This window comes from Ruegeria sp. CDSC051 (genome assembly GCF_059610665.1).
In genome coordinates this window covers 1,046,003-1,065,302 of record NZ_JBXWOC010000001.1, presented here as the reverse complement: position 1 = coordinate 1,065,302, position 19,300 = coordinate 1,046,003, and the positions used below count along the sequence as shown (strand labels likewise).

The window sequence follows — 19,300 nt, the reverse complement described above, 5'->3', positions numbered from 1 at the left end:
ATGAGCACCTCTCCGGTTGCTGAATACCGCGAAACTGAAGCAGATTTGGCTGCGCGAGCCAGGACGCTAAAACGCAACCTGATAAAGATCGGGATTGCGGCTGTGGTGGCGGCGTGGGGTTTTGTTTCCGCGGGGTGGACAGGTGGCACGCTTTTCACATTGGTGCTCGTTGTCCTTACTTCCGTCGTGTTGTTCATGAACTATCTAGTCTCACTCAATATGCCGTCGCTTGTGGCCCTAGTGGACTCTGGTGGATTGAAGCTACGCACGCGTAGAGGAATGATCCAAGACATTGTTTGGCCTGATGTACGCTACATTGATGCGTTGGACGAAACCGAGCAAAAACGACGCCCTATTTTTTTTGTTAGCTTCAACAAGTCAGATGGCGGGCATGAGTGTTTACCCCTTCCGTTGCAATCCATGCCGAAACCCATATCTGAGTGTTTCGTAGAGACGATTGAGCATTATCGACCAAATCTGTATGCGTCTTGGCAAGATCAACTGTCCCAGTGGTCCAGTCTGGGCCGTCATGAGTGACCGGGTACATCATTGATGATGGCTCGATAGCGTTGTCAGAAAACTGAAAGAGGCACTGTAAATGAGCTTTGACTATGATCTTTTCGTCATCGGAGGCGGCTCGGGCGGGGTCCGGGCGGCGCGTGTGGCGGCTGGCGAAAACGGGGCCAAAGTGGCGTTGGCGGAAGAGGATCGCTATGGCGGGACCTGCGTGATCCGCGGATGTGTCCCCAAAAAGCTGATGGTTTTTGCCAGCGAATTCTCTGGCATGGTCGAAGATGCGCAGGCCTATGGCTGGGACGTCAAACCCGGTGCATTTGACTGGGATTTCTTTCGCGGCAAACTCCATGCCGAGCTGGACCGGCTGGAAGGCATCTATCGCAACATCCTGAAAAACAACGGCGTCGAAAGCTTTGATCAGCGTGCACACGTGGTGGACGCACATACCGTCGAGCTGGCCGATGGCACCCGCATGACGGCCAAGCATATTCTGGTGGCCACAGGCGGACGCCCTGTTGTGCCCGAGTTTCCGGGCTCGGACCTGGCGATCACCTCGAACGAGATTTTCCATCTGGAAAAATTGCCCGGAAGCATCCTGATCGTTGGTGGCGGTTATATCGCCAGCGAGTTTGCAGGAATCATGAACGGCATGGGCGTGAAAACCACCCAGTTCTACCGCGGTGCGCAAATCCTGCGGGGCTTTGACGAAGAAGCGCGCGGTCTGATCAGCGAAGAGATGTGCCAGAACGGCATCGATCTGCATCTGGGCACCAATGTGCTTGAGATGGCCAAGGACGGCGACAAGATTCGCGTAAAGGCCACCAATGGCACGGAACAGCTGTTTGACGTGGTCATGTATGCCACTGGTCGCGCGCCCAATGCCGACAATCTGGGGCTTGAGGCCATCGGCGTTGAACGCGGCCGCAAGGGTGAGATCATCGTGGATGATTACAGCCAGACCGGCGTGCCCTCGATCTATGCGATTGGCGACGTGACGGATCGGGTAAACCTGACTCCGGTTGCGATCCGCGAGGGGATGGCTTTTGTCGAAACCGTATTCAAAGGCAACCCGACACCTGTGGATCACGACCTGATTCCAACTGCGATTTTCACGCAGCCGGAATTCGGCACGGTCGGGTTGAGTGAAGAAGACGCTGCAGCCCAAGAGCCGGTCGAGATCTATGCAACCTCGTTCAAGCCGATGCAAAAGGCATTCGCAGGTGGCACGCAGCGGGTTTTGATGAAACTGATCGTCTCTCAGGCCACGCGTAAGGTACTGGGCTGTCACATTGTGGCGCCGGGCGCTGGCGAGATGATTCAACTGGCTGGCATTGCCGTCAAAATGGGCGCAACCAAGGAAGATTTCGACCGCACCGTTGCGGTTCATCCGGTCATGGCGGAAGAACTGGTAACAATGCGTCATCCTGTGCGTACGGCTTGATTTGCAACCGCGCGCACACAAGTTACAAGGGAACCCGTGATCACACGGTTCAACACAAGGGAATAGATAAAAATGGCGGGCAACAGCGGCGGCCCCTGGGGGGGCGGAGGCTCTTCTGGCGGCGGAGGAAATCGGGGTGATAACGGAGACGGGCGCAAGCCTCCTGAAAACGAGGGCCCGCAGATCCCCGAGATCGACGAGCTGATGAAAAAAGGCCAGGAACAGCTGCGCGTCCTGATGGGCGGCGGCGGTGGCGGCCGTGGTAGCAATGGTTCGGGCGGTGGCGGGGGTGGTCCCATCTTTACCAAAGGGACTATTGCCATTGGGTTGGTGGTGGGTGCAGTCCTTTGGGGGGCGGCCAGCTTTTATACGGTAAAGCCGGAAGAACAGTCGGTAGAGCTGTTTTTGGGTGAATTTTCAAACGTTGGAAATCCCGGTCTGAACTTTGCGCCTTGGCCGTTTGTAACTGCCGAGGTCATTCCTGTGACCCGCGAGCAGAACGAAGACATGGGCGGAGCCCGTGGTAGCGATGATGGCTTGATGCTGACAGGCGACGAAAATGTTGTCGATATCGACTATCAGGTGGTCTGGAACATCAATGACCCGGCCAAGTATCTGTTCAATTTGCGCGACCCGCGCCAGACGATCCGCGCCGTGTCGGAATCGGCCATGCGCGAGATCATTGCACAAAGCGAGCTGGCACCGATCCTGAACCGAGATCGGGGTGTGATCGCTGATCGCTTGCAGGAATTGATTCAGTCGACGATGGACAGCTATGATTCCGGCGTGAACATTGTGCGTGTCAACTTTGACAAAGCCGACCCGCCACAGGACGTAATCGCGGCCTTCCGCGACGTTCAGGCCGCCGCACAAGAACGTGACCGTCTGCAGAACGTCGCCGACGCCTATGCCAATAAGGTACTGGCCGAAGCACGTGGTGAAGCCGCGCAAGTTGTGGAAGAGGCCGAAGGATATCGCGCCCAGCAGATCAACAGTGCTCAAGGTGAAGCCAGCCGCTTTAGCGCGGTTCTGGAAGAATACTCCAAAGCGCCGGATGTAACGCGCAAACGTTTGTATCTGGAGCGGATGGAGCAGATTCTGGGTGATGTCGACAAGATCATACTGGACGAAAACTCGGCCGGTCAGGGACAGGGCATTGTGCCGTATCTGCCGCTGAACGAACTGCGCCGCAATCAATCGGGGGAGAGCAACTGATGCGTAAGTCACCCATTATCCTCATCCTTGTGGTGATCCTCGGCGTTGTTGCGCTGTCATCGATCTTTATCGTGGACGAACGCCAGCGCGCATTGGTTCTGCAATTCGGCCGTGTGGTCGCGGTTAAGGAAGAGCCTGGTCTGGCGTTCAAAATTCCACTTATTCAGGAAGTTGTCCGTTATGACGACCGTATCCTGTCCATCGACGTTCAACCGCTTGAAGTGACGCCGTTGGATGATCGTCGTCTGGTAGTCGATGCCTTCGCACGGTACCGGATTTCCGATCTGAACCAGTTCCGCCAGGCGGTTGGTGTCGGTGGTATCCCGGTTGCCGAGGATCGTCTGGACCGCATCTTGCGCGCTGAAACCCGCGAAGTTCTGGGTTCAGTTTCGTCCCGTGACATCCTGAGCTCGGACCGGGCTGCACTGATGCTGCGTATCCGCAATAGTGCGATTGCCGAGGCACTTGCGCTGGGTGTGACCGTCATTGACGTGCGTCTGAAAGCGACCGATCTGCCGCAGGCCAACCTCGAAGCGACGTTTGACCGGATGAAGGCCGAGCGGGAGCGGGAAGCTACAGACGAACGTGCCCGTGGTAATGAGGCGGCACAGCGCGTACGTGCCCAGGCCGACAGGACCGTTGTCGAACTGGTGTCGGATGCGCGGCGTGAGGCTGAGATCATTCGCGGTGAGGCTGACGCCGAACGCAATGCGATCTTTGCCGAAGCTTACGGTGCGGACCCTGAATTCTTCGAATTCTATCGTTCGCTGACCGCCTATCAGAATGCTTTGCAGGGCGGTAACAGCTCGATGGTATTGAGCCCGGATTCCGAGTTCTTCAACTATCTCAAATCACCCACCGGCCGGGGCCAATCGGCGGGGCAGGCGTCTGAATAATGGGTATGATCCTTCTGGCCTTTGGGCTGGTGTTGATTGTCGAGGGGCTGGCCTATGCGCTGGCCCCTTCGCTTATTGAACGTATGCTAGAGGCGTTGCGGTCTATGCCAGAGCAGGCACGTCGGCTTGCAGGATTGTTATGTATGGTGGGAGGTCTCGTGTTGCTATGGGGTGCATATCAGGTCGGGTTTTGAACAACGGCTACACTTCATGGTGATTTCCCCGCGATCCTCAGTTGCGGGCAAGGACAAACCAGCTACATTGGATATCAAGAAGGGCCGCCTGCGGGCGATCCAGATAGTGTTGACGACAAGGAGTTCCCACGTGCAGTCACAAGCGCGCAGTATATCCGTCCGGCGGGACGACGTTGTTGGTTTCATGCGGTTGATGTGGCTGGCCTTTGCCGGGATGCTGCTTGTATTGGCGCAGTCAGTGGCCGCACAGGCGCGGGGCGAAAGCCTGGCTCCGCTGGCCGATAAGATCAGCCCAGCGGTGGTCAACATCACCACTTCGACACTGATTGAGGGACAGACCGGCCCGCAGGGGATCGTTCCCGAGGGCTCTCCGTTCGAAGATTTCTTTCGCGAGTTTCAAGACCGTAACGGGGAAGATGACAACCGCCCGCGCCGCAGCAATTCGCTGGGCTCGGGGTTTGTGATATCCGAGGATGGTTTCATCGTTACTAACAACCACGTTATTGCCGAGGCTGATGAGATACTGGTCGAATTTTTCCCGGGCGACGGTCAACCGAAGAAAGAACTGCCTGCGAAAGTGATCGGTACGGATGAAAAAACCGATATCGCCCTTTTGAAGGTCGAAGCCACCGGGCCGCTGAAATACGTCAAGTTCGGCGATAGTGACATTGCGCGCGTTGGCGACTGGGTGATTGCGATGGGCAACCCGCTGGGGCAAGGGTTTTCGGTTTCGGCGGGGATCGTCTCGGCGCGGAACCGCGCGCTCAGCGGATCTTATGACGACTATATTCAGACCGATGCTGCGATTAACCGGGGGAACTCGGGCGGGCCGCTGTTCAATATGGATGGCGAGGTGATCGGCGTGAATACGGCGATCCTGTCGCCGAATGGCGGTTCGATCGGGATTGGCTTCTCGATGGCCTCGAATGTGGTGGTCAAGGTTGTCGACCAACTGCGCGAGTTCGGCGAGACCCGCCGCGGTTGGCTGGGTGTCCGCATTCAGGACGTGACCGAGGATATGGCCGAGGCGATGGGCCTGGACAAGCCGGGTGGCGCACTGATCAGCGATGTACCCGAGGGCCCGGCCAAAGAGGCTGGCCTGTTGGCCGGTGACGTGATCCTCAGCTTTGATGGTGTCGAGGTCGATGACACCCGTGGATTGGTACGTCAGGTTGGTGAGACAACGGTTGGCAAGTCGGTCCGTGTGGTGGTGCATCGAGATGGCAGCACGCAGACAGTGCTTGTGACTCTGGGCCGCCGCGAAGATGCCGAGCGGGCCGAAAGCGAAGAGGGTGAGGCCGAAGAAGCCCCGGTTGAGGAAAATGCCGATATTCTGGGGCTGACGATATCGCCCGTGACTGAAGCCCTGCGTGCTGATCTGGGGCTGGAGCCGGATACCGAGGGGCTGGTTGTGACCGAAGTGGACGAGGCGTCAGAAGCCTATGCCAAGGGTTTGCGCGCCGGTGATCTGATCACCGAGGCTGGCCAGCAGAAGGTCACTGCGATTTCTGATCTGGAGGACCGGATGGAAGAAGCCCGCACGGCCGGGCGGAAGTCACTGCTGCTTTTGGTGCGGCGCGGTGGAGATCCACGCTTTGTCGCGCTGAGCCTTGAAGAGTGATCTCTTAGGTTGAACAAACAGAAAGGCCAGGGCACCTGCTCTGGCCTTTTTTCTGTGCTGAAAAAAGATGAGCCACACGCCGGGGAAGGCGTATGGCTCTGGTACAGGGAGAGGTCAGTGGACAGATATCGGGGATGATTCTCTGACCTCCTACGGTAACAGTTCCTAACGTAATCTTAATGCGATCCGTCGTATGTGAAGCAGGTCACAACAGGTCAAATGAGGTCGGAATCCGCCAGTTCCCGCAGTGCCTCAAAATCATGGATCATCAGGCCGCCCCGCGAAGCTTCGACAACCTTGTCGCGTTTCCAGGTTGAAATTGTCTTTGAGACAGCTTCGCGCGTGGCACCAACGAATTCGGCCAGCTCGCTTTGGGACAGGGTAATGCGGGTGGTTGGATCGTCTTGAAGGTTGGACAGATGCAGCAGTTTGCGCGCAAGCCGGATAGGCATCGGCAAAAAGACCTGTTCATTCAGTTGCGACCCCATCCACCGCATGCGCAAACCGGCCAGTCGGATCATATCCACCGCAAGGTCAGGATGTTGGCGGATCTGGTTCATGACATCGGACCTACGCACACGCAGCACCCGAGAGGCCTCGGCCGCGGCCACGGTTGCGGTGCGGGGGCCATTGTCGAACAAGCCGATTTCACCAAAGACCTCGCCAGGCTTCATCAATGTCAACGAGAGTTTTCGACCGCTCATCGCCAAGAAGGACACCTCTAGCGTGCCGGCAAGAATGGCATAGAGGGCATCCCCTTCATCCCCTTGTTCGAAAAGGATATCACCAGGTTCGAGAGAAATCTCTGTCGCCTGTGCCGAGAGCATTGATCTCAGCCGGTCTGAAGCTTCGGATAGAAAGCCACTATTTGGGAAAGCCGTCATTTGGTGTGGTGCTCCGGCGGGAAAAGGTGAGTGGTGACACAACTTTTCATAGCCCAAGCGTTTAGCCAAGGATTTTGTTAGGTTTTAGGGCTCTCGCGCTTCACGGAAAAGTCATCCGAAGGGCGGTTGAGAATTTAGCCGTCATTGATGATCGGGATCATCCATATAGCTTTGCAACAGGCTGAACTGCAGCATGAGGAACGCCATAAGGGCAATGGGGAATCCGAAGGTCTCAATCTTGACCCACAGGTCGGTCGACATCGTGCGCCACACGAATTCATTTGCGACGGCCAGAACAGCAAAACACGCACACAGACGACGGGTCAGGATCATCCAGCCTTCGTGTTTCATGGGCAGCATCTCGTCCAGAACATAGGCAAGATAGGATTTCTTTTGCAGCAGCCCGATCCCCAGGATCAGAGCAAACAGGCCATAAACAAGCGTGGTTTTCATCTTGAAGAACCGCTCGTCATTGAACCAGGCGGTCAGGCCGCCGAAGAAAATGACCATGAAAGCTGTAAATATCTGCATCCGGCTTAGCTTGCCGGTCAAGTACCACAGGATGCCCATTGCCCCCAGCATCAGCGGCACAAAAATGATCGTGGCAATGATAAAGCCGGAATACTCGATGCCGCCGATCATAAAGCTGTCATCGCGCAAGCGCAGGTAGATGAAGAAAAAGGCTAGCGGAGGCCCCAGTTCCAGCACCTGTTTCAGAAATGGATTTATGTCGGTCTTGCCTGTCATGTCTCTTGTCCTGCTGCTTACCCGCCCATTTCAACTATTACAGCGCCGAGTGCAATCAATGCCATCAGCGCGATCCGCCTTGGGCCGACGGTTTCTTTCAGAACCAGCCAGCCGATCAGGGCGGCAAAGACGGTGGAGGTTTCCCGCAGAACGGCGGCTTCGCCGACCTTGTCCAACCGCGTGGCCAGCATGATGGCTCCGAAAGATAGAGGGGCGATGATCCCGCCGGCGATGCCGCGCAGCGCCAAGGGTCCCAAGGCCGGGCGATGGGCCATCGCGCGCCAGCGAAAGAACGCATAGATCGGCATCGTCGCCCCGTCGATCATGAAGAACCAGGCCAGAAAGGTGAACGGATCGGCCGTCGCACGAATGCCATAGGCGTCATAGGTGGTATATAACGCCACAAACAGGCCGGTTGCGAGGGCCAAGGCTAGGGCGATCCCAAGCGTTTCGCGATTGGTTTCGAGAAACCGCAGATTATAGGCCGCAAGCCCGAATATCCCGGCCAGCAAGACCGCGACACCAAACCATTGCGTGGCAGAGAAGGTCTCGCCAAACAAAAGATAGGCGCCGAAAACGGTGAACAGTGGTCCGGTGCCGCGCACGACGGGATAGACCACCGTGTAAGAGCCCTTGGTATAGGCCATTGCCTGCAGGGTCTTATAGGCGATGTGGATCAGCCAGACGGTGGCGAAGATTGGCCACATATAGGGTTCGGGCCAGGGCACCACAAAAAACGCGAAAGGTGCAGCCAGAAGACAGTAGCTGGCGTCTATGGCCCCGCGGGACAGCCACGGGTCGTGACGGCCTTTTTGCAAGGCTCCGAACACCGCGTGCAAGAAGGCGGCCATCAGCGCGAGCCCGAGGGCAAGGTCATGGCCCTTGGGCGTGCCTTCCAGAGAGATGAGCCAGTCGCTCAAGACATCGACCTTTCGCGGGTGGAGAGGGTGGGGGACTGTCTGCCCCCCACACCCCCCGAAGATATTTTTAGCCAGTTGAAGTTCGGATCAGCGTTGATCGAGGCCGGTTAGAGCAGCGGCGAATTCTTCGGGATCGAAAGGGGCGAGATCATCGATCTGTTCTCCGACGCCGATTGCGTGAATGGGCAGGCCGAACTTGTCGGCCAGTGCCACCAGCACGCCGCCTTTTGCGGTGCCGTCCAGCTTGGTCATCACCAGGCCGGAGACATCGGCCAGTTTTTGAAAAGTATCAACCTGGCTGAGTGCATTCTGACCGGTGGTGGCGTCCAAAACCAAAAGGGTATTGTGCGGTGCGGTTTCGTCGACTTTGCGGATCACCCGGACGATCTTGGCCAATTCCTCCATCAGGTCGGCACGATTTTGCAGACGACCGGCGGTGTCGATCATCAACAGATCGGCGCCATCCTCTTGTGCGCGGGTCAACGCGTCGAAGGCCAGGGAGGCGGGGTCCGAGCCTTCGGGGGCTGTCAGGACCGGAACGCCTGCGCGGTCGCCCCAGACCTGCAGCTGTTCTACGGCGGCTGCGCGGAAGGTGTCTCCAGCTGCGATCACTACGTTCTTGCCGGCCGCCCTGAACTGGCTGGCTAGTTTGCCGATCGTGGTGGTCTTGCCCGATCCGTTGACGCCAACGACCAGTACCACCTGTGGGCGTTTGGAATAGAGCGGCATGGGCTTTGCAACGGGTTCCATAACCCGGGCGACTTCCTGCGCCAGAAGCTGCTTGATCTCTTGTGTCGAAAGTTTGCGGCCATAACGGCCCTCGGCCATATTGGCGGTGACGCGCAGCGCTGTGTCCACACCCATGTCGGATGCAATCAACAGCTCTTCAAGCTGTTCCAGCATGTCGTCATCCAGCGTGCGGCGAACTGTTGTCTCGGTCTCGGCGCGCCCGAAAAGCCGCCCGAGCATGGATTTGGACGGAGCAGACTCGGCTGTAGTGGCCACCGGTTTGGCAACTGCCTGTTCCGGTGCCATGTCCGGTTGCGCGACTTCGGGTTCCGGTTCGGAATGCGGCGCTGGTGGGATTGGATCCGGTGCAGTTGTTTCCTCGCCCCCATCTTCAACGATGGCATCCAACCCCTGTTCAAGGCGGGATGAGGATTTGAACAGCTTGTCCTTGAGCTTTGAGAATAGCGCCATTTTTGGTCTCCGCAGGTGTTCCTCTCACCTAATGCGGAATTGCAGCAGTTGCAAAGGGTCAGAGGAAGGCGATCAGAAGACCGGCTTGCGCCCCCCAATACAATACCCAAACCAGATAGGAGGTGAAACGGCGGCTGGGATGGTCCGCTGGCAGAAGAAACTTCTCAGTCGCCAGGATCAGGTCGGACGCGATAAAGGACAACGCCGCAGGTAAAGCCCAACGCAGCGCGCCTGTCGCGGGCAGGGCCAGGACCGTGATACCCATGCCCAGAATGATCGGAATATACCCGAGAACGGGCCATTTCAGGTCTCCGGCACGCGGCGGTAATAGGGTGACAACGACAATACCGAGGAGGATCAAAGACCAGAAATATCCGGGCTTCTCCAGAATAAGCGCGGCGTCGCTGGCCGAATGGGACAAGAACAGCCCGATATAGGCCAGATGACCAGTTGCAAAGGCACCGATCCCGGCCATGAAGGTGGCATCACTTTCCCGGGACAGAAGGGCGTCCCCCAGCGCACAGAATGCCAGCGCAAGGATCAACAGAAATGGAGCGCCACTTTGGGCGGCAATGACCGCCAGAACTGCGACGGATAAGGTCTTTAGGATTGACCGAACAGCGCCAGCGCCACGCGAGGTCAATGGCAGGTAAGCCAGAGCGCAAGCTGTCGCAATCAGAAAGAGGGCATTGGTCATAGAGTTATCTCCGCAGCATGTACTGAACACTTTCGCAGCGCATAACCGCAAAACTCAATCGGTGACGTGAAGGCACCCGGTTGGAATGAAAAGGGAATTGGCCTAGCGGCCTGCCATCTGACAGAATGAACCCATGCTGAAACGAATTGCGATTCTGTTGTCGTTGGCTGCCCCGGCGGTTTGTGCCGACACATCCCTGTCCGGCGCCGAATTTGACCGCTATACGCTGGGAAAAACCCTGTTCTATGGCTTTGAAGGCAGGATTTATGGGGTCGAGCGTTATCTGCCGGATCGCCGCGTGATTTGGTCTTTTCTGGATGGGAACTGCAAAGAAGGGCTCTGGTACGAGCAGGAAGGACAGATCTGTTTCGTCTATGAAGACCGGCATGACCCGCAATGCTGGGTATTCACCGAATCTGGCGGCGGTCTGATCGCTCAGTTCGAGGGAAATCCTGAGATGACCGAACTATATGAGAACGAAGACACAGACGCCGAGATGGTCTGTTACGGTCCTGAAGTCGGTGTCTAGCCTGTGCAGGGGTCAGAACAACGACCCCTGATCCGGCGCATCCTTTTTCGGCGGCTTTTTCGAAGTTGACGGTGACGCGGTAGACGGGCCGGTCTTCAATTCGCCATCTGCAAATTCAATGTCAAAGGATTGGTGCTTTGCCGCCTGTTTACGAGTCGTCAGCACCTGTCCTTCGGCGCGTACGACCGCATATCCACGTTGCAGCGTTGCCTTGTAGCTTAGCGTTTCCCGCAGCCGGTCTGCGGTTTCCAGGGATTGACGCATCCGGTCCAGACGCGCGGCTTGCGCTGTACTCAAGCGTTCGGCTAGGCGGTTGATGTTTTGCCGTTGGCTGTCGATTTCGCGCTGGATCGGCCGGACAGACAGGCGCGACGAAAGGCTGCGCAGTGTTTCCTGTCGGGTTCCGACCAGTGAGCGTAATGTGGACGGGCGCAGATGGGCGGACAGTTTCACAACTTGAAGGCGGCGGTTTTGTACGCCGCGCTCAAGTGCTGGTGTCAGTCGGTCCGCAATTAAATCAAGGCGTTGTCGCGGGTTGTTCAACAAGCTATCCGGGCGTGGTAATGCGCGGGATAAATCCCGCAACCGTTGCGACCGTCTTTGCACAGCGTCCGTGGCTGCACGGGACAGGCGGGCGCCTTGCTCTCCGGTCCAGGCCAGAAGTTCCATGCGGACAGGCACCGCAAGTTCGGCTGCGGCTGTGGGGGTTGGGGCCCTGCGGTCCGACACAAAATCAATCAGGGTCGTGTCGGTCTCGTGCCCAACGGCCGAGATCACCGGGATCTCTGATGCCGCCGTAGCGCGGGCCACGATCTCTTCGTTGAACCCCCAGAGGTCCTCGATTGACCCGCCACCACGGGCGACGATGATCAGGTCCGGTCGTGGCAGCGCACCGCCAGGAGTCAGTTGGTTGAAACCAGTAATCGCGTTCGCCACCTCAGGCGCGCAATTCGAACCTTGCACGGCGACAGGCCAGATCAACACTTTGCGCGGAAATCGGTCACGCAACCGGTGCAGGATATCGCGGATCACCGCGCCCGAGGGTGAAGTCACCACGCCGATGATCTGAGGAAGATAGGGCAGAGGCTTTTTACGCTCGGGTGCGAACAGGCCCTCGGATTCCAACTGTTTCTTTCGCTTTTCAAGCAGGGCCATCAGGGCACCCTGTCCGGCCACCGAAACCTCATCCACGTTCAGATTGTATTTGGACTGCGCTCCAAAAGCGGTCAGGCGGCCTGTGACGACCACTTCCAGACCTTCCTCGGGAACCACGGACAGGGCAGCAACCTGGCCTTTCCAAGTGGTGCAGGCCAGTACGTTCTTGTCGTCCTTGATGTCATAGTACAGATGACCAGATCTGGCTTCGAACACGCGACCGACTTCACCCCGAACACGGATTCGGCCGAAACTGCCTTCCAGCGTCCGCTTCACCTCGCCCGAGATGTCGGAAACAGTGTATTCTGGGGTATTTTGGCCGGGAATGGGGTCGTCAAGCAGGTCGGACATTTCAGCGCCTTGTGTCAAATGCCCGGCCAGCTTAGAACGCGCGGAAGGCAAGGCCAAGCAGATCGGAGAGCAGTCATGAACATCCTCATTCTCGGCAGTGGTGGGCGCGAACACAGCCTGGCCTGGGCGGTGATGCAAAACCCGAAATGCGACCGCCTGATTGTGGCGCCGGGCAATGCCGGGATCGCCCAGATTGCCGAATGTGCAGCGCTGGATATCGAAAACGGCGGTGAGGTGGTCAGGTTTGCGGATGAGAACGCGATCGACTTTGTGATCGTCGGCCCCGAGGCGCCATTGGCTGCGGGGGTTGCGGATCGTTTGCGCGAGGCCGGTGTCCTGGTTTTTGGCCCCTCGGCCGCGGCTGCACGTCTCGAGGCGTCCAAGAGCTTTACTAAAGAGATCTGCGACGCCGCCAATGCTCCAACCGCAGGATACGCCCGGTTTACCGAGGCCGAGCCAGCCAAAGCCTATATCAAAAAGAAGGGCGCACCTATCGTCGTCAAGGCTGATGGCTTGGCCGCGGGCAAGGGTGTGATCGTTGCGATGGACGAAGCGACGGCCTTGGATGCGATCGATGACATGTTTGGCGGAGCCTTTGGTGGTGCCGGTGCCGAAGTTGTGGTCGAAGAGTTCATGGAAGGTGAAGAGGCATCTCTGTTCGTGCTGTGCGACGGGGAAAGCATCCTGTCCATTGGCACGGCGCAAGACCATAAACGGGTAGGCGAGGGCGATACCGGTCTGAACACCGGCGGCATGGGCGCGTATTCTCCGGCTCCTGTGTTAAGCGCTGTAATCGAAGAGCGCGCGATGAACGAGATTGTGCGCCCCACCATGGCAGAGATGAAGCGGCGCGGAACGCCGTTTCAGGGCGTTCTTTATGTTGGTTTGATGATCAAAGACGGCCAGCCACGGTTGGTTGAATATAACGTGCGTTTCGGCGACCCGGAATGTCAGGTGCTGATGATGCGCCTGGGCGCGCAGGCGATGGACCTGATGCACGCCGCAGCAGAAGGCCGGTTGGCCGAGGCGCGTGTAAACTGGGCGGATGATCACGCCTTGACGGTAGTCATGGCCGCAAATGGTTATCCGGGCGCCTACCAAAAAGGCAGCGTGATTAAAGGGCTGGATGACGTATCTGAAGATAGCGGTAATATGGTGTTTCACGCAGGAACCAAAGAATCCGACGGTCAGATCGTCTCTAGTGGTGGCCGGGTATTGAATGTCACCGCACGCGGCCAGAACCTGCAGGAAGCGCGTGACCGCGCCTATGAGCTGATCGACGGGATCAACTGGCCAGAGGGGTTCTTTCGCCGGGATATCGGATGGCGGGCGCTGTAATCGCGACGGCTCCCGCGCCCAGCCACTGCATCAGAGATGCAGCGTCAATGGGCTTGGGCCGGGCAGCCCTCTGACGCGGGCTGCAGTCAGGGCGAGGGTACGCAGTTAAGCGCAGAGGTCATTGCTTTCGGGCTAAAGGGGGCGACCAGATGCTGCACCCAGCCATTGTCAAAGCGGATGCTGACAATTTCGCGCCAGTCCGCAGACGCGACAACCAGTTCCGGGCCATTGCCACAGTCGCGCAGACCCCCTGTGATGAAATCTTCGCCGATCCGATGATTTGTCAGCCTTGGTAGGGCGGCAATCTGGATTAATTCTCCGTCGACAAAGCGCCAAATGCGCAATGTCTTGGCCAGATGAGGGCGGTCGACATAGGCGATTTCGATATTGCCATCCCCATCCAGATCCGCCGCCCCGACCGGAGCAAGCCATCGAAAGCGGGTACCGATATGCGGAGTTGCGGCGATTTTATCGCCTCTGGCATCATAGATGGCCAACTGAGCGCCCGCTTGGTCCTGAGATTCAACGACAATGGCCTCGGGGGTCCCATCCTGATCCACGTCCACAAGCCGTGGAGCGAGATCTTCAAATACGCGATCAGATGGAAGACGGATGGTCACATTTCTGCTTTGGATAGTCAGCTCCAACGCGCCATATTCGATGTTATCACCCAGAACTCCGTGGGCGTAACGTGTAGTCGGCTCGGTGAAACGAGCGGCTGGGACGGTCTCTGCCAGTGCCAGCGGGACATGGCCGGGCAGCCAGAAGCACAACGTCAGCGCTGCGCCGCGGGCCTGACCCTGCCAAGTTCGGTAGGGTAGGCGCGGCGCTTTGCAGGGCATCAGATCTGTTTTTCCGGCATCTGAACGATCAGGCCATCCATCTCTTCTGTGACTTTGATCTGGCAGGTCAGGCGCGAACGGGCAGGGTCGGGCTCATAGGCAAAGTCCAGCATGTCTTCTTCCATGTCATCCTTGCCGGGAATTTTCTCAACCCAGTCGGGGTGGATATAGACATGGCAGGTCGAACAGGCACAGGCGCCGCCGCAATCCGCTTCGATGCCGGGAATGTTGTTGTCACGGGCTCCTTCCATGACGGTTAGTCCGTTGGCGACCTCGACAGTGTGCTCGGTACCGCCATGCTCGACATAGGTGATCTTTGCCATTGCGTGCGTCTTCCTTTTTCGATTGTCGATTTCTTCCTTAGTGAAGGGCGTTGCCTGTTTCCAGTGGGAATTGCGACATGAACGGTCGCGGCTGAATATTCTTATCGACAATATTGCAATCGAGCCTGCACCGATGTCAGTCGCTTTGACCGATCTCTAGAACCATGTGCAGGTGCATTCCTATTCCATGCTCGTCGTCCAAAACGGGCACGCGCGATTCAATTTCGACGCTAAATCCAATATGTTCATAAAAACTAACGGCTTCATTGTTGGCGCTACATCAAGGCATATTTGATTGCACCCACCCGCCAAAGCCCGTTTCGTTGCTATTGCAAAGAGTTGGCTGGCAATGCCTGTACCCTGCATGTCTGGGTTCACAGCGAATTCGAGAATGTAGTAAGAGTTTTGACGCGGGGCGGGAAACAACCGATCCATCCAATGCAAGGCAGATTTTAGATGACGGGCTTCATCTTCGCCAAGAGCATTAGCTTGATGATCGACGGAAAAATCGAAATTCGCAGCATATTCTTCTTCTGTATGCCCAATAAGGAGGCCGGCGACTTTGCCACGGTGCATGGCCGTGAAGGCATGTTTGAACGAATACAAACCTAGTTGCGCGGGCCATTCTGTTCCGATGATCTTAAGCAAGACATCCATTTTTCCAAATATGTAACCGTTTAGTTTTGGATCTGTGCTCCATAGAAGATCGGCGAGAGCCTCGGGTGGAACAGATTTGGAGGCCGGTTGTACTAGGACGGTCAAAATTCACTCCTGATTCTGGCATCCAGAAAATGCGACATACCGTGTAAACAATACCCTCGCTTATCGTTTAAACAAAACGCCCTGCGATTGCCTGTCACGGTGATCTCCGCGCAACTCGGCATGCAAGGCGCGGCCCGCTTGCACACCGCGGCGAGAGCTTACGGTTTCCAACCAGCGGGTAAAGTGAGGCTTGTTTTCCAACACCTGTTGTTGCCCTTCCCACAAGCTCGCCCAGCCCCAGATCGACATGTCGGCGATGGAATAGAAATTGCCGGCCACATATTCGTTCTCGGCCAGCCTGCGATCCAGAACGCCGTAAAGACGTCCGACTTCGGCACGGTAGCGATCCTTGGGGTAGGGCAGGTCTTGCGGCGGGTCCAGCTGAGGTGCGTATTTCAGGAAATGGTGTGCTTGTCCCGCCATCGGGCCGATGCCGCCCATCTGCCACATCAGCCATTCTTCGACAGCGATCCGGTCACGTTCAGTTTCACCATAGAAGCGTCCGGTTTTTCGGGCGAGATACATCAGGATCGCGCCGCTTTCGAATACAGATACCGGCGTCCCTCCGGGTCCGTTCGGATCGACGATCGCGGGCATCCGGTTATTGGGGGCGATCTTAAGGAACTCGGGGTCGAACTGGTCGCCTTGGCCGATGTTGATCAGGTGGGTTTTATAGGGCAGCTCCATCTCTTCCAAAGCGATGGACACTTTCCAGCCGTTGGGCGTGGGCCAGAAATATAGATCGATCATGTCATCTCCTCAAACTGGACGCGATCATGGAGGTTTCAGCGCGTTCGGCAAGAGGGCGCGCAGGTGTGTTACGAAAGCGTGACCTTGGTGCAGCCGGTCTTGACGTGATCTGGGACGGGGCGTAAATGCATCCTCATCAAGTGGCGATTTGTTACCGGATTGCGGGCCACGTTAAACAACACCGCTAAAAGGTCAGGATGAAAGACCCCTTTCGCTTGGCCGCGTCTGGGGTTTTTTGTTTGCCTCCCAAGCGGGGCTGAAAGGAATGACATGAGCGAGAGCTGGAACAAACGCACACAAGCCGTCCATGGCGGCACCCGCCGCAGTCAATACAACGAAGTGAGCGAGGCGATCTTTCTGACCCAGGGATTTGTCTATGATACTGCCGAGCAGGCCGAGGCGCGGTTCATCGAAACCGGCCCTGATGAGTTCATTTACGCTCGGTATGGCAACCCGACAGTTTCGATGTTCGAACAGCGTATCGCGGTTCTGGAAGGGGGCGAAGACGCTTTTGCCACCGCCTCTGGAATGGCTGCGGTGAATGCGGCACTGACTTCGATGTTGCAAGCCGGTGACCACGTTGTTTCTGCCAAGGCTCTGTTCGGGTCGTGCCTGTATATTCTGGAAAACGTGCTGACCCGGTTCGGGGTTGAAGTGACCTTTGTGGACGGTACCGATCTTGACGCATGGGAGGCTGCGATCCGCCCGGACACCAAAGCGGTTTTCTTCGAATCCATGTCCAACCCGACGCTTGAGGTCATCGACATCTCAGCCGTTTCCCTTCTGGCCCATGCGGTTGGTGCAACGGTCATCGTGGACAATGTGTTTTCGACCCCAGTTTTCTCGCGCGCGATCGCTCAGGGGGCTGACGTGGTTGTCTACTCGGCGACCAAGCATATTGACGGGCAGGGCCGCGCCCTGGGTGGTGTCATCATCGGCACCAAAGAGTTCATCCGTGGTACGGTCGAGCCCTATATGAAACACACCGGAGGCGCGCTTAGCCCCTTCAACGCGTGGATCATGCTGAAAGGGCTTGAGACCATGGCCTTGCGGGTCAACGCACAGGCCGAAACCGCCCAGAGGATTGCCGAGGCGCTAGAGGGCCATCCGGCGTTGGAGCGGACGCTTTACCCCGGTCTGAAGTCTCATGCGCAGAATGATCTGATACAAACGCAGCTTGGCGGCAAAGGCGGGACAGTGCTGTCGTTGGATATCAAGGGCGGAAAAGAGGCGGCATTTTCCTTCCTTAACGCCCTGACGATTCCGGTGATTTCGAACAATCTGGGCGATGCCAAGTCGATTGCGACCCACCCGGCAACCACCACACATCAAAGATTGAGTGACGACCAAAAAGTTGAGCTGGGCATTGCTCCGGGCCTCATCCGGTTCTCGGTAGGTTTGGAAGACGCCGATGATCTTCTTGCCGATATCAAGCGCGCATTGGACGTTTCTCAGCAATAGGGGTGTCTGCTGGACTGTTAGGCATAGTTCGAAAACGGTTTGTGACTTGTGCGCATGATGCGCCCATCACGAAGTTTCGATCCGGGCTGTGTTTCGGCGCGTATACCATTAGACTGGAAATCGCGTCGAACATATATATAGTCCGGCGACCAACCCGAGGAGCCCTGATCGATGAACGTGTATCCCCGTGACATTGATGACGCCCCCAACAATGATGAGGCCGCGGCAGCGTTGAAAACCCTGCGGAAATGGGCCGAGAACGCGACCGAGGCAGATATCGGTCAGCTTGATCCTGCTGTCGCGCGGCTTGTGCCGGGGCTCCTGCCGGTCAACTACCCATCCCTGTCGCGGCATTACCCCGAGGGGTTTGCTGTGGATGAGGCCTACCGCGCCTCGTTGCCTGACCTTCAGAATGGACCTTCCAGCCTGATCCGTGGGGCAAAGCAACAGATTCAACATGTTGGCATATCGAATTTCCGCCTGCCGATCCGGTTTCACCGCAAGCAGGGCGACGACCTGACGCTGGAGACCTCAGTGACTGGCACTGTCAGCCTTGATGCGGAAAAGAAGGGCATCAACATGTCCCGTATCATGCGTTCGTTCTACAAACATGCTGAGCGCACGTTCAGCTTTGAGGTGATCGAGGCTGCGCTGAACGACTATATGACCGATCTGGACAGCTTTGACGCACGTATCCAGATGCGGTTCTCTTACCCGGACAGGACTCAAAGCCTGCGTTCGGGTCTGGAAGGCTATCAATATTACGATATCGCGCTGGAACTGGTTGAACAGAATGGCGTGCGCCAAAAGATCATGCATCTGGATTATGTGTATTCCTCGACGTGCCCATGTTCTCTGGAGCTCAGCGAGCATGCGCGGTCTACACGAGGGCAACTGGCGACGCCGCATTCGCAGCGCTCGGTTGCGCGGATATCGGTTGCGGTCGATTGCGATGCCGATTGCCTCTGGTTCGAAGATCTGATTGCGCTGTGTCGCAGGGCGGTGCCGACCGAGACGCAGGTCATGGTCAAACGTGAAGATGAGCAGGCATTTGCCGAGCTGAACGCCGCAAACCCGATTTTTGTCGAAGACGCGGCACGCCTGTTTTGTGCCGAACTTTTGGCCGACCATCATATCGGCGATTTCCGCGTGATCGCCAGCCATCAAGAAAGCCTGCACAGCCATGATGCCGTTTCTGTTCTGACTGAGGGCCCGACCTTTGTGTCCTCTAGCCTGGATCCGAGACTGTTTACGACATTGTTTCACGTCGGATAGGCGCTAAACTTTTGTAAAACCTTGATTAAGTGTCGATGCGGTGAAATTTCGCCGCATTGCAGCGATAAATGCTGCAAGCGCGAAGTTCTTGCTGTAAACTATCCTTGAATGCAGCCATCTCGTGGTCACTGTTCTGGTGATCATTTCACTCAATCAGGAAGCCGGCACGTGCGACGCCAAGGA

General features: G+C 57.1%; 20 protein-coding genes and 1 riboswitch. Of the genes, 10 read left to right on the top strand and 10 right to left on the bottom strand.

Translation table 11 applies throughout. The features are described from left to right. The 6 genes from AC2FH0_RS05375 to AC2FH0_RS05350 all read left to right on the top strand — a co-directional run bounded on the left by AC2FH0_RS05375 (nucleotide 1) and on the right by AC2FH0_RS05350 (nucleotide 5,883). On the top strand, nucleotides 1-537 hold the full coding sequence (locus AC2FH0_RS05375; protein ID WP_496788750.1) for a hypothetical protein: 537 nt from the start codon (nucleotides 1-3) through the stop codon (nucleotides 535-537). 61 nt (nucleotides 538-598) lie between these two features. Further along, nucleotides 599-1,957: a glutathione-disulfide reductase gene (gene gor, locus AC2FH0_RS05370; protein ID WP_496788749.1), complete on the top strand. Its 1,359-nt coding sequence runs from the start codon at nucleotides 599-601 to the stop codon at nucleotides 1,955-1,957. Between the two features lie 72 nt (nucleotides 1,958-2,029). Beyond that, the gene (hflK, locus tag AC2FH0_RS05365; RefSeq protein ID WP_271946353.1) at nucleotides 2,030-3,172 is read left to right on the top strand and encodes an FtsH protease activity modulator HflK; all 1,143 of its coding nucleotides are present in this window, start codon (nucleotides 2,030-2,032) and stop codon (nucleotides 3,170-3,172) included. Next, nucleotides 3,172-4,068 carry a protease modulator HflC gene (hflC, locus tag AC2FH0_RS05360; protein ID WP_496700039.1) on the top strand — a complete coding sequence of 299 codons (897 nt, stop codon included), beginning with the start codon at nucleotides 3,172-3,174 and terminating at the stop codon, nucleotides 4,066-4,068. The genes hflK and hflC overlap by 1 nt, the downstream gene beginning before the upstream one ends. Beyond that, a complete protein-coding gene (locus AC2FH0_RS05355; RefSeq protein ID WP_142634568.1) occupies nucleotides 4,068-4,262 on the top strand; it encodes a DUF2065 domain-containing protein in 195 nt (64 codons plus the stop codon). The genes hflC and AC2FH0_RS05355 overlap by 1 nt, the downstream gene beginning before the upstream one ends. Nucleotides 4,263-4,392: 130 nt before the next feature. Continuing rightward, entirely contained in the window at nucleotides 4,393-5,883 is a 1,491-nt protein-coding gene (locus AC2FH0_RS05350; RefSeq protein ID WP_496690773.1) for a Do family serine endopeptidase, read from the top strand. Nucleotides 5,884-6,098: 215 nt separating this feature from the next. On the opposite strand, the gene AC2FH0_RS05345 is transcribed toward AC2FH0_RS05350, so the two are convergent. The 5 genes from AC2FH0_RS05345 to AC2FH0_RS05325 all read right to left on the bottom strand — a co-directional run bounded on the left by AC2FH0_RS05345 (nucleotide 6,099) and on the right by AC2FH0_RS05325 (nucleotide 10,331). After that, the gene (locus AC2FH0_RS05345) at nucleotides 6,099-6,767 is read right to left on the bottom strand and encodes a Crp/Fnr family transcriptional regulator (protein ID WP_142634564.1); all 669 of its coding nucleotides are present in this window, start codon (nucleotides 6,765-6,767) and stop codon (nucleotides 6,099-6,101) included. A 141-nt stretch (nucleotides 6,768-6,908) separates the two neighbouring features. Next, nucleotides 6,909-7,514: an inner membrane-spanning protein YciB gene (locus tag AC2FH0_RS05340; RefSeq protein WP_142634562.1), complete on the bottom strand. Its 606-nt coding sequence runs from the start codon at nucleotides 7,512-7,514 to the stop codon at nucleotides 6,909-6,911. 17 nt (nucleotides 7,515-7,531) lie between these two features. Beyond that, nucleotides 7,532-8,434: an EamA family transporter gene (locus AC2FH0_RS05335; protein WP_496709283.1), complete on the bottom strand. Its 903-nt coding sequence runs from the start codon at nucleotides 8,432-8,434 to the stop codon at nucleotides 7,532-7,534. 87 nt (nucleotides 8,435-8,521) lie between these two features. Continuing rightward, nucleotides 8,522-9,634 carry a signal recognition particle-docking protein FtsY gene (gene ftsY / locus AC2FH0_RS05330; protein WP_496690770.1) on the bottom strand — a complete coding sequence of 371 codons (1,113 nt, stop codon included), beginning with the start codon at nucleotides 9,632-9,634 and terminating at the stop codon, nucleotides 8,522-8,524. Between the two features lie 58 nt (nucleotides 9,635-9,692). Continuing rightward, nucleotides 9,693-10,331 (bottom strand): lysoplasmalogenase family protein, encoded by a 639-nt coding sequence (locus tag AC2FH0_RS05325; protein WP_496690769.1) that lies wholly within the window; start codon nucleotides 10,329-10,331, stop codon nucleotides 9,693-9,695. A gap of 133 nt (nucleotides 10,332-10,464) precedes the next feature. Here AC2FH0_RS05325 and AC2FH0_RS05320 point away from each other — a divergent pair, with 133 nt between their 5' ends. Beyond that, entirely contained in the window at nucleotides 10,465-10,860 is a 396-nt protein-coding gene (locus AC2FH0_RS05320; protein ID WP_496690768.1) for a hypothetical protein, read from the top strand. A gap of 12 nt (nucleotides 10,861-10,872) precedes the next feature. Here the strand turns inward: AC2FH0_RS05320 and xseA are convergent, their stop codons facing one another. Further along, the gene (gene xseA / locus AC2FH0_RS05315; RefSeq protein WP_496788748.1) at nucleotides 10,873-12,366 is read right to left on the bottom strand and encodes an exodeoxyribonuclease VII large subunit; all 1,494 of its coding nucleotides are present in this window, start codon (nucleotides 12,364-12,366) and stop codon (nucleotides 10,873-10,875) included. A 75-nt stretch (nucleotides 12,367-12,441) separates the two neighbouring features. Between xseA and purD the strand changes: the two genes are divergently transcribed. Beyond that, nucleotides 12,442-13,704, top strand: coding sequence for a phosphoribosylamine--glycine ligase (gene purD / locus AC2FH0_RS05310; protein ID WP_496788746.1), 1,263 nt, complete (start codon nucleotides 12,442-12,444; stop codon nucleotides 13,702-13,704). An 86-nt stretch (nucleotides 13,705-13,790) separates the two neighbouring features. On the opposite strand, the gene AC2FH0_RS05305 is transcribed toward purD, so the two are convergent. From AC2FH0_RS05305 to AC2FH0_RS05290, 4 genes are all read right to left on the bottom strand, one after another. Beyond that, nucleotides 13,791-14,546: an FG-GAP repeat domain-containing protein gene (locus tag AC2FH0_RS05305; RefSeq protein ID WP_496788745.1), complete on the bottom strand. Its 756-nt coding sequence runs from the start codon at nucleotides 14,544-14,546 to the stop codon at nucleotides 13,791-13,793. Beyond that, nucleotides 14,546-14,869 (bottom strand): 2Fe-2S iron-sulfur cluster-binding protein, encoded by a 324-nt coding sequence (locus AC2FH0_RS05300; RefSeq protein ID WP_496713476.1) that lies wholly within the window; start codon nucleotides 14,867-14,869, stop codon nucleotides 14,546-14,548. The genes AC2FH0_RS05305 and AC2FH0_RS05300 overlap by 1 nt, the downstream gene beginning before the upstream one ends. 180 nt (nucleotides 14,870-15,049) lie before the next feature. Next, nucleotides 15,050-15,631 (bottom strand): GNAT family N-acetyltransferase, encoded by a 582-nt coding sequence (locus tag AC2FH0_RS05295; protein WP_496788744.1) that lies wholly within the window; start codon nucleotides 15,629-15,631, stop codon nucleotides 15,050-15,052. Nucleotides 15,632-15,691: 60 nt separating this feature from the next. After that, nucleotides 15,692-16,381, bottom strand: a complete 690-nt coding sequence (locus AC2FH0_RS05290; protein ID WP_271946383.1) for a glutathione S-transferase N-terminal domain-containing protein — start codon at nucleotides 16,379-16,381, stop codon at nucleotides 15,692-15,694. 130 nt (nucleotides 16,382-16,511) lie between these two features. Beyond that, nucleotides 16,512-16,589, top strand: a riboswitch (SAM riboswitch). 62 nt (nucleotides 16,590-16,651) lie between these two features. Here AC2FH0_RS05290 and metZ point away from each other — a divergent pair. Continuing rightward, entirely contained in the window at nucleotides 16,652-17,842 is a 1,191-nt protein-coding gene (gene metZ, locus AC2FH0_RS05285; protein ID WP_496788742.1) for an O-succinylhomoserine sulfhydrylase, read from the top strand. A 171-nt stretch (nucleotides 17,843-18,013) separates the two neighbouring features. After that, the gene (gene folE2, locus AC2FH0_RS05280; RefSeq protein ID WP_496678170.1) at nucleotides 18,014-19,117 is read left to right on the top strand and encodes a GTP cyclohydrolase FolE2; all 1,104 of its coding nucleotides are present in this window, start codon (nucleotides 18,014-18,016) and stop codon (nucleotides 19,115-19,117) included. Nucleotides 19,118-19,300 lie beyond the last annotated feature (183 nt).

Coding starts and splice junctions, on each gene's coding strand:
- AC2FH0_RS05345 (WP_142634564.1), bottom strand. CDS start 6,767: ATGACGGCTTTCCCAAATAGTGGCTTTCTATCCGAAGCTTCAGACCGG.
- AC2FH0_RS05355 (WP_142634568.1), top strand. CDS start 4,068: ATGGGTATGATCCTTCTGGCCTTTGGGCTGGTGTTGATTGTCGAGGGG.
- xseA (WP_496788748.1), bottom strand. CDS start 12,366: ATGTCCGACCTGCTTGACGACCCCATTCCCGGCCAAAATACCCCAGAA.
- hflK (WP_271946353.1), top strand. CDS start 2,030: ATGGCGGGCAACAGCGGCGGCCCCTGGGGGGGCGGAGGCTCTTCTGGC.
- AC2FH0_RS05290 (WP_271946383.1), bottom strand. CDS start 16,381: ATGATCGATCTATATTTCTGGCCCACGCCCAACGGCTGGAAAGTGTCC.
- AC2FH0_RS05300 (WP_496713476.1), bottom strand. CDS start 14,869: ATGGCAAAGATCACCTATGTCGAGCATGGCGGTACCGAGCACACTGTC.
- hflC (WP_496700039.1), top strand. CDS start 3,172: ATGCGTAAGTCACCCATTATCCTCATCCTTGTGGTGATCCTCGGCGTT.
- AC2FH0_RS05375 (WP_496788750.1), top strand. CDS start 1: ATGAGCACCTCTCCGGTTGCTGAATACCGCGAAACTGAAGCAGATTTG.
- AC2FH0_RS05340 (WP_142634562.1), bottom strand. CDS start 7,514: ATGACAGGCAAGACCGACATAAATCCATTTCTGAAACAGGTGCTGGAA.
- metZ (WP_496788742.1), top strand. CDS start 16,652: ATGAGCGAGAGCTGGAACAAACGCACACAAGCCGTCCATGGCGGCACC.
- AC2FH0_RS05325 (WP_496690769.1), bottom strand. CDS start 10,331: ATGACCAATGCCCTCTTTCTGATTGCGACAGCTTGCGCTCTGGCTTAC.
- gor (WP_496788749.1), top strand. CDS start 599: ATGAGCTTTGACTATGATCTTTTCGTCATCGGAGGCGGCTCGGGCGGG.
- AC2FH0_RS05320 (WP_496690768.1), top strand. CDS start 10,465: ATGCTGAAACGAATTGCGATTCTGTTGTCGTTGGCTGCCCCGGCGGTT.
- purD (WP_496788746.1), top strand. CDS start 12,442: ATGAACATCCTCATTCTCGGCAGTGGTGGGCGCGAACACAGCCTGGCC.
- folE2 (WP_496678170.1), top strand. CDS start 18,014: ATGAACGTGTATCCCCGTGACATTGATGACGCCCCCAACAATGATGAG.
- ftsY (WP_496690770.1), bottom strand. CDS start 9,634: ATGGCGCTATTCTCAAAGCTCAAGGACAAGCTGTTCAAATCCTCATCC.
- AC2FH0_RS05305 (WP_496788745.1), bottom strand. CDS start 14,546: ATGCCCTGCAAAGCGCCGCGCCTACCCTACCGAACTTGGCAGGGTCAG.